The following is an 11,272-nucleotide window of genomic DNA, read 5'->3' on the forward strand; positions in this document are numbered from 1 at the left end:
CAAATCCTGGTGGACGGCTGCTTAGCTGCGAGCCCTCGAAAGCTCGCAGTTTGCTCGGCTGTAATGTCTGTTCTTTGCGACAGCCGTCATTCAGCCGGTTGCGCTACACGGCAGCTTCGCCGGACTGCCGTCACCAGGTTGAATCTGAGAACCGTCCGTTTGAGTCCGCTTCTGGAATAATCCATTGGCTGGCGAGAGCCCCAATCAGGGGGCCGGCTGCTTGGCCCCCCCCAACCGGTACGGGGACTGAGTGCGAACGAAAATCGCGGAACGTCCGCTTCTGGAAAGCTCGCGAGATCCTCCGAACGGCGGGAAGTGGGCGCGCTGCTGCCTGGTGCACCTGCTCGCCTCGCCGCGGCCGCTCCCGACCAGTTCAAGACATTCAGCGTCGTGATGTGAGCGGCGGCTCTTGCTGAAACCCGCCATTCGGGTCGCGCAAACTGCCGTTCGGTTATGCGCCATACTTTCCGACGCGTAGCGGCAACGAGCTCTCGGCTGACCCGATTGTGGGAGTAACAAAAGAGTGCTGCCAGATTGCCCGGCTGATGTGTGTGCCTGCCAGACTGAAGGCGCGGCTTAGCCTCTGCCACTGGCTCTACCTCGCATACCCAATTGAAGTCCAATCGTTTTCATTCTGCACGTGGTGGAGCAGCAAGAGCTGATTTACTCATATACGAAGATGCCGTCCGATCTTCCGCGCTTTCAACGGTAAAACTAGCTACCGCATGTAATCTAACGCCGGTGAGTAGCTTCCGCCAACGAGATGCTAAGGCTCCCACACAGGACCAATTTGACTCATTGGTATTGTTTATATACTGATTGGGCTGCTGAGGGGGGCGAATAGGTCTCCCGAGCTAATAGAGCGCAACAACGCATTAGGGAGGATGCTGCTTTGAAAGCACTCATTTTGGCGGGGGCGAGCTTCTTCATCGCGCTTCCAACGGCTGCTATGGCGCAGGAGCAGGCCGGAGACGGTGGCGCGGGAGATACTGAGATTGTCGTCACCGGATACCGCGCATCGCTTGCCGCCGCGATCCGGGCCAAGCGGGAAGCAGGCGCGATTGTAGATTCGGTTTCTGCCGAGGATGTCGGCAAGTTTCCCAACACCAATGTCGCCGAAGCGCTTACCCTTGTGCCGGGCGTCACCGTCGATCGGCAGTTCGGCCAGGGCGAAAAGGTCTCGATCCTGGGCACCGACCCGTCGTTGAACCGGACGCTGCTCAACGGCCAGACCGTCGCTTCGGCAGACTGGTTCATCCTTGATACGCCCGGCCGCACCTTCAACTATGCCCTGCTGGCGCCGCAGCTCGTCGACCGCGTGGACGTCTACAAGTCGCCCGAGGCGCGGATTGACGAGGGTTCGATCGGCGGCACGGTCAACGTGCTTACTCGCACGCCGCTCGCACTGAAGCCGCTCTCGGTCGCCGGGTCGCTCGGCTATCTCTACAATGACCGCTCGAAGAAGGGGGATCTTCAGGGCTCGGCGTTCATCAGCTGGCGGAATGAGGCGGCAACCTTCGGCATCCTCGCCTCTTTCCAGCGGGCCAAGGATCGGCTGCGTCGTGACGGCGTGGAAAGCTATGGCACGATCAAGGCGAGCCAATGGGCCGGCGGCAATGCCGACAATCCGGTGGACTCGCGCAAGGCGGGCTGCACGGGCAGTTGCGCCAGCACGCTGACGAGCAATCTCGACGCGGTCAGTCCGAACGCGTTCGGCACTTCCTATTTCGAGCAGAGCCGCGAGCGCCTGTCCTATTCTGCCACGGCCCAGTGGCGCCCGTCCGAAGCCTTCGAGCTGCAGTTCGATTGGCTCAAGATCGACGCCACCTACAACAATCTCAACCAATCGATGTACGCCTTCCAGGGCAATACCTGGAACAGCCTCGACAAGCTCACCGATCTCACCGTCCGCGATGGGATCGTCACTAAGGCAAGCTTCAACAACGCGCTCAGCGTGCTGGACGTGCAGTATCGCGAAGCAGAGATGCACTCCGACACCTACCGTGCCAGTGCCAAGTGGCATAGCGGTGCGTTCAACGTGGCGCTGCAAGGCGGCCTTTCGGATGCCGATGGCGGAACGAAGCGACAGGTGTTCTTGGAGTTCCTCAACAGCGCCAGCTACACCTTCGACATCTCGGGCGCCCCCAAAGCCCCCGGTATCCTGACTTACTCTAGCAACGTCCAAGGTTCGCCGGGCAGCTTCGTGACCGATCCGGGCTGGAGCGGCAACACTGTCGCCAAGCCGACGACGGACAAGGAGCGCTATGGCCAGCTCGACGCCGATATCGGCTTCGACGGTCCGATCAAGAAGCTGTTGTTCGGGTACAAATATCGACGCCATGAGACCGCGCAGCGCTATGCCGGCATCGCGCTTTCGGGCTTGTCTGCTCCCGCATCCCAGTTCAGTCCCAGCGTGGCGCCGAGCAACTATCTGGCCGGTTTCCAGGTCAACGAGCAGATGGCCCGCCGGTTCGTGATCAGCGGTCCGTCGATGGTCCAGTTCCTCGAAGGGCGAACCCTGCCGGCCCCGTCCATCTTTGCCGCGGCGGAGTTTACCGCTGGCAATTGGGAAGTGGATGAGGACATCCACGCCCTTTACGGTCAGGCGAATTTTGAGGTCGCGGGACTGCGCGGCAATTTTGGGGTTCGCTACGTCCACACCGGCACCTCCAGCCAGGGCTATGTTTGTGCCTCGGGCACGCCATGTAACACCGCATCGAACTGGCGCTGGCAGACGACGAAGAGCAGCTACGACAATATCCTGCCCAGCGTGAACGTCATAGCTGATGTCCGCAAGGATCTCATATTCCGCTTTGCGGCAGCGCAAGTCGTGGCGAGGCCCAATTATGCCGACCTTACCAACTACTTCTGGCTTTCCGACGGCATTCTCACCGGTGGGGGCGGCAATCCGAACCTGAAACCGTACAAATCTAACAATGTCAATGTCTCGCTGGAATGGTACTTCGCGCCACGCTCGATCTTGTCAGCGGAGGTTTTTTACAAGGACATCAGCAATTACATTCTGAACCAGACGGCGCCGGAGCAGTACTTCAACCAGTCTCAGGGGCGGGTGACGACCTACCAGATCAGCCGGCCCTTCAATGCCGGATCAGCCGAGGTGAAGGGGTTTGCCGCCGCCTATCAGCAGGAGCTGCCACTCGGCTTCGGACTGCTGGCGAACTATACCTACTCGGACGGGTCCGGCCGCGATGGGGCCGATCTGCCGTTCAACTCGCGCCATCAGGTGAGCCTGAGCCCATTCTGGGAGCAGGGCCCTGTGAGCCTGCGCGGCACCTATACCTGGAGGTCGAAATACTTCACCGGGGTTGATCGCGGCGACAACATGTATGTGCGCGGCGTGGAAAACGTAGATGCATCGCTGACGTACAAGCTGATCTCGAACGTCAGCATTACCGCATCGGCGATGAACCTCACCGACGCCGAATATTATGCCTACGCGAACACCCCCGCATTGCCGCGTGGCGTGTATCGCAGCGGCAGGAAGTTCCTGCTGTCGCTCAACCTCAATCTGTAAACTCGAAGGGGCGCCGGGACCTGATCTCGGCGCCTCGCCTACGTGTGGTCCGACGCCTGCGGGCGAGGCCTGCTGCTGCTGCGCCAGCAACTCCTCGATGTGTAAGTGCGCTTCGCGTCGTTAAGTCAAGCTTCCGAGCACCGCTAATCGGGGGCCCCCCGTCGTCGATGCCAATTTCCCAGCCGACAGCCTTGTGTTGCGATCATCTGGATCGCCTGCCACTCTCCGTGTGTCTACATAGACCATCCGGTTAGGCGCAATCTTATATGCAGATGTTCCAGCTGGGGGCTTAATCCTGAACCTAGCTAGTTGTGATGAAATCCGACCATTGAGCAGACCAATCGGTCGTTGGGATGCTGATGTAGACGTTGTGGGCCGAATGCTGAAGAGGGCGATTGGAGCTGAGTAGTTTCTGCTAATACTCTTTCTGGTGGCAGAGCGCGATAGCCGACCCTACCGAACACGTGATCAACGCGTCATCTGTCGACCAGAATGCGTCGTTGATTTACGGCCTCTGACCGTCCGGTCGCGTCAAAATCCGCCGTTCAGAAGACGCCTCTGACTGCGCTCCTATGGGCCACGACGGGAGAGTGCCAGCCTCTTCAATCCCTCACCCAGTTCGCAAATTGTCGAACACGCGAAATCAACCAAGGACCATCTGGGTTATCAGAACGCCGTTCAACGTGATCACGACGGTCGTGACAAAAAGCGCACCGGTGCGGATCACTCGACCGTTGGCAAAGCGCCCCATCAATGCTCGATCGCCAGTAAAGCGCACGAGTGGGACGACGGCGAACGGAAGTTGCAGGCTTAGTACCACCTGGCTTAGCAATAGGAGCTTCGCCACGCCGCCGTCCCCGTACACGCCCGCGACTGCAGCGGCAGGCACGATGGCCAGCCCGCGCGTGATCATGCGCCGCAGCCACTGCGGCAGTCGAAGGTCGAGAAAGCCCTCCATCACGATCTGCCCGGCCAGCGTCCCGGTAATAGTGGCGTTCTGACCGGACGCGAGCAGCGCCACCGCGAAGAGCGTGCTTGCCAAGCCCACGCCGAGCGCTGGCGCCAGTAGGGCATAAGCGTCGCTGATTTCCGCTACCTTGGTCTGGCCCGACCCGTGAAACGCGGCCGCGGCGAGGATCAGGATCGCGGCATTGACGAAAAGCGCAAGGCTGAGTGCCACCGTGCTGTCGATCGTAGCGAACCGAATGGCTTCGCGCTTCCCGCAGTCGCTGCGGTCGAAGGCGCGTGTCTGTACGATCGAGGAATGGAGGTAGAGATTGTGCGGCATCACCGTCGCCCCGAGGATGCCGATCGCGACGTACAGCATCGTGGGATTCGTGACGATCTGCGGCGATGGCAGCAGCCCGGCACCAATCGCCCCGATGCTTGGCTGCGCCCAGAGGAGCTCCACAGCAAAGCAGAGGGCGATGACGATCAGCAGCGCAACGATGAACGCTTCCAGCTGTCGAAAGCCGTGACGCTGCAGCGTCAGGATCAAAAACACATCGAGCGACGTGACGAGGATCCCGCCCACGAGCGGAAGCCCGAACAGCAGCTTGAGCGCCACCGCCGTACCGATCACTTCCGCCAGATCGCAGGCGATAATCGCTAGTTCGCACAGCAGCCAGAGGCCGATCCGAGGTGCCAACGGGTAGCGGGCGCGACAAGCCTGGGCAAGATCCATGCCCGTGACGATGCCCAGCTTCGCCGATAGGCTCTGGAGCAACATCGCCATCAGGTTCGACATCAAGATGACCGACAGCAGCGAATAGCCGAAGGCGGAACCGCCGGCGAGGCCGGTCGCCCAGTTTCCAGGGTCCATATAGCCGACCGCCACGAGATAGCCGGGGCCCGCAAAGGCACCCAGCTTCCGCCAGAACCCCGCGGCGGCGGGCACCGCGACGCCCCGGAACGCGCCGGGCAGGCTCGCCGCGCGGCTTGCGGTCGAGCCCCCGGACGCGCCCATGTCCCCCTCGAACGGCGGCATCAGCTGGCGGCGCTGAGCTTGATCGTGCCGTTGACGCCGGTGGGGAAGAAGCCGCCACGATCGACCGACGCCTTGTTGAGATACGCGATATTGAGAACCTGGCCGGCGGAGCGGCTGAACGCCACGCCGTTGGAGTCCGTCGGTACGATGTTGGTGGCAGTGCCGATCGGGCGGATACCTTGGTCAAGGTCGCTCGATCCGTCCAAGCTGTCGCGCGCGTTGGAAATGGCTTCGGTGGCATCGATGAGCGACGGCGTCGTCAGCCCCTTGCGATACAGCGTCGTGCGGATCAGCCCGGCGTGATAGGCCTCTGCCGCGAGAATGCCGGCTGCTGCCTCGAGATAGGTCTTGTTGGTGATCAGCGGCGAGGCGCCCTTGTAGGCGCTGACGCCGACATCTTCGAAGATGAATGCCGCGAGCAGGAAATTTTCGTCGCTCGCATAGGGGTCGAATGCCTGGTTGGCGCCGACCAATCCGGCGGCCCGTGCCGCTGTCGAAAATGCGCCGTTCACGTCGGCGGACAGGTCGAGATTGGGCTGAGCGACCGCAACGCTGCCAAGGGCGCTACGAAGAAAGGCGACGTGCGCCTGTTCGTCGCCGGCGATTTCCCGCGCATAGCGGGCCACGGCGTCGTCCTTGAAGGTCACCTGCCGCGCGCCGTTCGGTGCGCCGGCTTGACCTGTACCAGACAGCAGGCTCGCCGGCAGCGAAACGCCATTGGCGGCGAAAGAATAAAACTGCGCTTCCAGATATTCGAGATTCAGCGCGAAGTTGAGCACGTCCTGATCGGAGAGCGCGCCGGACGGACTAGGGGTTGGGGTCGGCGTCGGCGTGGGCGTGATCATCGATCCCGGCCCATCGTCATTGCTGCTGCACGCGGCGAGCATGGTAGCTCCCGCGACCGCAAAGCCTGCGTTTTTCATGAAGGCCCGGCGTTCGGCGCGGCGAGCGTCGCATGCGTCCAGGACCTGGAGAACGATATCGTGGTTCATGGCTGAGGCCTCCCTAGGACCGAGCGATCAGTTCGCTGCGCTGGTGACGATGGTGCCGTTGACGCCGTTGGGGAAAAATCCGCCGGCAGTGACGGCCGCCTTGTTCAGGTAGACGATATTGAGGACCTGGCCCGTCGAGCGGCTATAGGCGAGGCCGTTGGCGTCGAGCGGCGCGATGTTGCTGGACGTGCCGATGGGACGGATGCCCTGATCATCGTCGCTTGCCCCATCGAGACTGTCGCGCGCATTGGAGATCGCCTCGGTGGCGTCCACCAGGCTCGGGGCCGCGATCCCCTTGGCGTCGAGCGTCGTGCGGACGAGCGCGGCGTGATAGGCCTCCACCGCCAGAATGCCTGCGGCGGCCTCGAGGAACACCTTGTTGGTGATCAGTGGCGAGGCGCCCTTATAGGCGGTGACCCCGACATCCTCGAAGATGAACGCGCCAAGAAGGAAGTTCTCGTCGCTTGCATAGGGATCGAAGGATTCACCCGCGCCGATGAGTCCTGCGGCACGGGCCGCGTTGGAAAAGGCGCTGGTGGGGGACACCCCGATGTCGATCTGGGGTTGCCCCACGGCGGTCGCGCCGATGGCACTGCGGAGAAAGGCGACATGGGCGCGTTCATCCGCAGCGATTTCCTGGGCATAGGCGGCGACCGCCGGATCCCTGAACGTCGCCTGGCGTGCGCCGATGGCAGCGCCGACTTTGCCGGAGCCGGTCAGCAGGTCGGCGGACAAGCCGACGCCGTTCGCGGCGTAGGAATAGAATTGCGCCTCGAGATATTCGAGGTTGAGCGCGAAGTTGAGTACGTCGCCATCGGTAAGCGTGGCCTGCGCGGCGGCGCGCTGGATGCTGGTCGCCATTGCAAGTCCGCCCCCGGCAACTGCGGTGAGCGCGAAGGCCTTGAAGAATTCTCGGCGGTCTTTTCGGCGTTGGGCCTGTTGTTCGAACGCTTCGAGTAGCTCGACTTCCTGGTTCATGGCGAGTGCCTCCCTGATGGTAGCGGCTCTCGAACCACGGGCGTTTTCAAGCAGTTCCGGTTCGGGGCGGGCTGGGTACGGTGTCGTACAAAACGTCCCATGACGCGCATTTTCATGCATCCGTGGCGCCGCACGTTGCGAAGCTTACAGGCAACGAGGAGAGGGTCGCGCCGATGCTGAAACCGAACGCCCGCTATGCGCCGGACATCCGCGGCAATCTGCTGCTGCGATCCCTTCCGCAATGCGACGCATGGTTGCTGATCCCGCACCTCTCCCGCCTGCACGTCGACCGCGAGGACCAGGTAAGCCGCACGCCGTGCGGAGCGGTGCAATTGATCTTTCCGGAAACTGCGGTCTTCTGTGTTCGTCAGGCGCTTCTCGGCGATCGTCAGCCGGCCCTGGGCTTAGTCGGCCATGAGGGCATGCTGGGCTGGTCGCTGTTGATGGGGGTGGAAGAGAGCTTTAGCCTCGCAACCGTGGAGATGCAGGGTGGTACCGTCCTGTCCATTGCTGCCGGGCCCCTGCTGGAGGCGTGCGCGAAAAGTCTGACGCTCCGTGCAAATCTGCTGCGGTACGCGGACAATTTTCTGGAGCAGGTGGCCTCGATGCTGGGCTCGAACACGATCGATCCCTTGGAACGCCGCGTCGCTCGATGGTTATTGATGCTCCACGATCGCAGCCAAGGCGACACGCTGTCATTGACGCATGACGAGGTCGCACGCGCCCTTCACACACGACGGGCGAGCGTGACCGAATGCTTCCATGTGCTAGAGGGTGAGAAGATACTCCGCTGCGAGCGTGCACGCCTTACTATTTCTGATCGCGAGCGCCTGACGGTGGTGGCAGGATGTTCGTATGGCGCTGCCGAGGCGCGGTATGCTGCGGAAATTGCGCCTTGGCCGCGGGGAGTGCAGCTTCCTCCTCCATCGCCGGGTCAACTTCGTATCTCGGAGGCCACCTTGGTGCCTTGATTGAACCGGTGCGCCGAATTCCGTCTGACCTATTCAGCATGAAAACCTTGGCGCGATCGACCGATCTTCACCCAGTATCTGCCATTCGGCCGGCAACGTGGGTATGGCAGCTTTGTCCCACGACTAGCCACCTCCCTGCCCTTCTGCACCAACTTCCTGGCCGAGCTGTCCGGTAGCAACCTGCATCAGAAGCGGATGGGCGAAGACGACGCGACGGTCTTCTTCCAAAATGTTGAAGTCCTCCGATTCCAAGGTAAGCACAGCGGATCGGGCGATCTGGCCGCGCTCAATGCGAGACAGCTGCGATGCCGACAAGCCGCTGCGTCGGGCTAGTTCGGCCAGTGTCCAGCCAAGCTCCTGCCTCCCTTGTCGGAGCGCAGTGCAAAGATTTGCCCGTTGCCCCTCCTGCCAGGTATTTGGTGTTTTCAGGTGCGGACCAAGGTTCTCTCCTACCTCCGCCACCACCGGCCAATCGATCTCGAACGCATCCATGATACGGGACAGCGTGTCCGGGCCAGGCCATGCCCGCTCATTCTCGATCCGCGATAATGCGCCCCTGCTGATGCCGATGTTGCTGGCGAAGACTTTAGGCGCGACGGGATATCCCGTGCCCCGGTCGCCGCGCCGATAGGCTCGGATAATCGCACCGAGGTCATCGCGAAGGCGGCGGAATCCTCTCGGCAATCGCATTCGACAGGGCGGCCGATGTTGTCTCATTCGGACAGTCTAACAATTTTGTAACGTTCGTGCACGTTTGAAAAACGTCATCCCAAGACGCCTGCATGGCCGTTGTCCGTATCAAATGGGTGGAAGACGAGGAGACGCAGCATGCGCTGGCAGAGCTCGTTCGGCTGCTCGCCCGAGAGGCAGCGCGACGCCATCACGAAAGGACGCGGGATTCCCGCACGCCCGAAGGTGTGAAACAATAAGCCATGCTGACCAACGCTCCTCGCCGCATCGCTCTTTACGGCCGTCACTCCACGACCATGCAGACCGCAACCTCCAGCGCGGATCAGGTCGCATCGTGCGCGAGCCTCGTCGCCTATCTCGGCGGCACGGTGGTCGGGACCTAGCTCGACCCAGAGGTGTCGGGGTATCGCCGCGACCGCGCGGGCCTGAAGAGCCTGCTCGCGGCGGTGCAAGCGGGTGACGTCGACACCATCGTCTGCGAGTCGCTCGGCAGGCTCGCACGCGACGCGGAAGATATCGCATGGCTGGGCAAGAAGCTGTCGTTCCATATGGTGCAACTCCACACCATCAGCGAGGGCCATGTCGACGAGATCAAATTCGCTGTCGCCTGACTCCTCGGCGCGATCCATCTCAAGCATCTGATCGATAAGACCTTGCGCGGGATGCAAGCGGCTATTCTCGTAGGCCGCACCGCCGGTGGGCGTGTTTATGGCTACAAGCGGGTCGTTCGGCTCGGAGACGACGGCGAGCGCATCCGCGGGCTCATCGAGATCGACGAAGCGCAGGCAGCTGTCGTGCGCCAGATTTTTCATTGGTTCGCCTCCGGGCTCTCCTCGATCCAGATTGCCAAGCGCCTGAACGAGCAAGCTGTGCCTGGTCCGCGCGGCGGCCAATGGAATGCATCGACCGTCCGCGGGGACCCGGCGAAGCTGGTCGGTATCCTCAACAACCCGCTCTATGTCGGCCGCTTGGTCTGGGGTCGTCGTCACTGGCGGCGAACCCCTGACAGCGAAAAGCGGGAACGCCGCTACCGCTTGCGGGACCGATCGGAATGGGTCAAGATTGCGGTGCCCGATCTCCGCATTGTCGATGACGCGCTATTCGAGGCCGCTCAGGCGGAGATCAGAAAACGCAAAAGGGCGTCATCGGCAGCCTCCCCTGCCGGACGGAACCGCGCGAAGCACCTGCTTTCGGGTCTCATCCGATGCAGCCGTTGCGGGTCCAACTACACGATCAGCGGAAAGGACTATTATCGCTGTGCGGGGCAGAAGGAGCGCGGCACCTGCGGGAACGAAATCTCGGTGCGCAAAGGCCCACTCGAGACGGCAACGCTGGCCATTCTCCAGGAACATCTGCTGACCGAAGACCATGCGCGGCTGTTCGCGGAAGAGTTCGAACGTGAAGCGCGTCGACTGGGGCAGCGGGAGGGCTGCCACCAGGACGCTGCCGAGGTGCGATTGAAGCAGCTCGAGACCGAACTCGCCAATCTCTACCAGAACCTGCTCGCGGGCCTGGCGAGCCCAGCACTGCGTTCGATGATCGCGGATAGAGAGGCGGAGAAGTCGCGGCTGGAAAGCAGCTCCCGCGGATCTGCGACTAACGGGAATACGGCTCGCTCTGTTCTGCCGCCGCACGGCGAACTGCGGAAGCAGTTCCGCGCCAAGGTGGCGGAGCTGCGGGCGTCGCTCGATAACGATGCCGCGCGACCAGAAGCTGCGGAGATTTTGTCTCGGCTCGTCGAAAGCGTCACGATCTTCCCGGACGAGCCGGACGGCCCGCAGGCGGAAGTGGTCGCGAAGGTGGAGAATCTGGTTGCGTATGCCACAAACGACAACGCCGCCCGAGAGGGCGGCGTGTGGCGTTCTGTGGCGGTGGTTGCGGGGGCAGGATTTGAACCTGCGGCCTTCAGGTTATGAGCCTGACGAGCTACCGGGCTGCTCCACCCCGCGCCAATGCTGATGCCCTTGGTGGGGCAAACGGGGGACATGTGAATGGGTTTTTCCGTGTTTCCTGGTCCAAACGCGACACCGGCTTCAATGCCTGGCGGCGACCTACTCTTCCATTGCTTGAGCAATAGTACCATCGGCGCTGTCTGGTTTCACGGCCGAGTTCGGGATGG

Annotated in this window: 8 protein-coding genes, 1 tRNA gene and 1 rRNA gene; 3 read left to right on the forward strand and 7 right to left on the reverse strand. The window is 62.0% G+C overall.

Going from position 1 to position 11,272, the window contains the following annotated elements:
* Nucleotides 1–892: 892 nt before the first annotated feature.
* Nucleotides 893–3,535, forward strand: coding sequence for a TonB-dependent receptor (locus tag ABIC35_RS21610; protein WP_354278608.1), 2,643 nt, complete (start codon nt 893–895; stop codon nt 3,533–3,535).
* A 643-nt stretch (nt 3,536–4,178) separates the two neighbouring features.
* On the opposite strand, the gene ABIC35_RS21615 is transcribed toward ABIC35_RS21610, so the two are convergent.
* Genes ABIC35_RS21615 through ABIC35_RS21625 form a run of 3 tightly spaced genes read right to left on the reverse strand, consistent with a single transcriptional unit; the run spans nt 4,179 to nt 7,492 of the window.
* Nucleotides 4,179–5,522: an Nramp family divalent metal transporter gene (locus ABIC35_RS21615; RefSeq protein WP_354278609.1), complete on the reverse strand. Its 1,344-nt coding sequence runs from the start codon at nt 5,520–5,522 to the stop codon at nt 4,179–4,181.
* Nucleotides 5,522–6,514 (reverse strand): ferritin-like domain-containing protein, encoded by a 993-nt coding sequence (locus ABIC35_RS21620; protein WP_064309776.1) that lies wholly within the window; start codon nt 6,512–6,514, stop codon nt 5,522–5,524. The genes ABIC35_RS21615 and ABIC35_RS21620 overlap by 1 nt, the downstream gene beginning before the upstream one ends.
* 27 nt (nt 6,515–6,541) lie before the next feature.
* Entirely contained in the window at nt 6,542–7,492 is a 951-nt protein-coding gene (locus tag ABIC35_RS21625) for a ferritin-like domain-containing protein (protein WP_121078062.1), read from the reverse strand.
* Nucleotides 7,493–7,665: 173 nt separating this feature from the next.
* On the opposite strand from ABIC35_RS21625, the gene ABIC35_RS21630 reads away from it, so the two are divergent.
* Nucleotides 7,666–8,463: a Crp/Fnr family transcriptional regulator gene (locus ABIC35_RS21630; protein WP_147425893.1), complete on the forward strand. Its 798-nt coding sequence runs from the start codon at nt 7,666–7,668 to the stop codon at nt 8,461–8,463.
* A 123-nt stretch (nt 8,464–8,586) separates the two neighbouring features.
* On the opposite strand, the gene ABIC35_RS21635 is transcribed toward ABIC35_RS21630, so the two are convergent.
* Together ABIC35_RS21635 and ABIC35_RS21745 are read right to left on the reverse strand one after the other, a co-directional pair.
* Entirely contained in the window at nt 8,587–9,153 is a 567-nt protein-coding gene (locus tag ABIC35_RS21635) for a helix-turn-helix domain-containing protein (RefSeq protein ID WP_183049421.1), read from the reverse strand.
* Nucleotides 9,154–9,227: 74 nt separating this feature from the next.
* A complete protein-coding gene (locus ABIC35_RS21745; protein WP_436286796.1) occupies nt 9,228–9,965 on the reverse strand; it encodes a hypothetical protein in 738 nt (245 codons plus the stop codon).
* Between ABIC35_RS21745 and ABIC35_RS21650 the strand changes: the two genes are divergently transcribed.
* The gene (locus ABIC35_RS21650) at nt 9,948–11,069 is read left to right on the forward strand and encodes a recombinase family protein (protein ID WP_436286797.1); all 1,122 of its coding nucleotides are present in this window, start codon (nt 9,948–9,950) and stop codon (nt 11,067–11,069) included. The two genes, ABIC35_RS21745 and ABIC35_RS21650, sit on opposite strands and share 18 nt — an antisense overlap.
* Here the strand turns inward: ABIC35_RS21650 and ABIC35_RS21655 are convergent.
* Both ABIC35_RS21655 and rrf read right to left on the reverse strand, forming a co-directional pair.
* Nucleotides 11,026–11,102: transfer RNA gene (locus tag ABIC35_RS21655), tRNA-Met, on the reverse strand. The two genes, ABIC35_RS21650 and ABIC35_RS21655, sit on opposite strands and share 44 nt — an antisense overlap.
* Before the next feature lie 89 nt (nt 11,103–11,191).
* Nucleotides 11,192–11,272, reverse strand: a 5S ribosomal RNA gene (gene rrf, locus ABIC35_RS21750); the annotation flags it as partial.

The sequence above is a fragment of the Sphingomonas trueperi genome (assembly GCF_040545965.1).
Classification (GTDB): domain Bacteria; phylum Pseudomonadota; class Alphaproteobacteria; order Sphingomonadales; family Sphingomonadaceae; genus Sphingomonas; species Sphingomonas trueperi_C.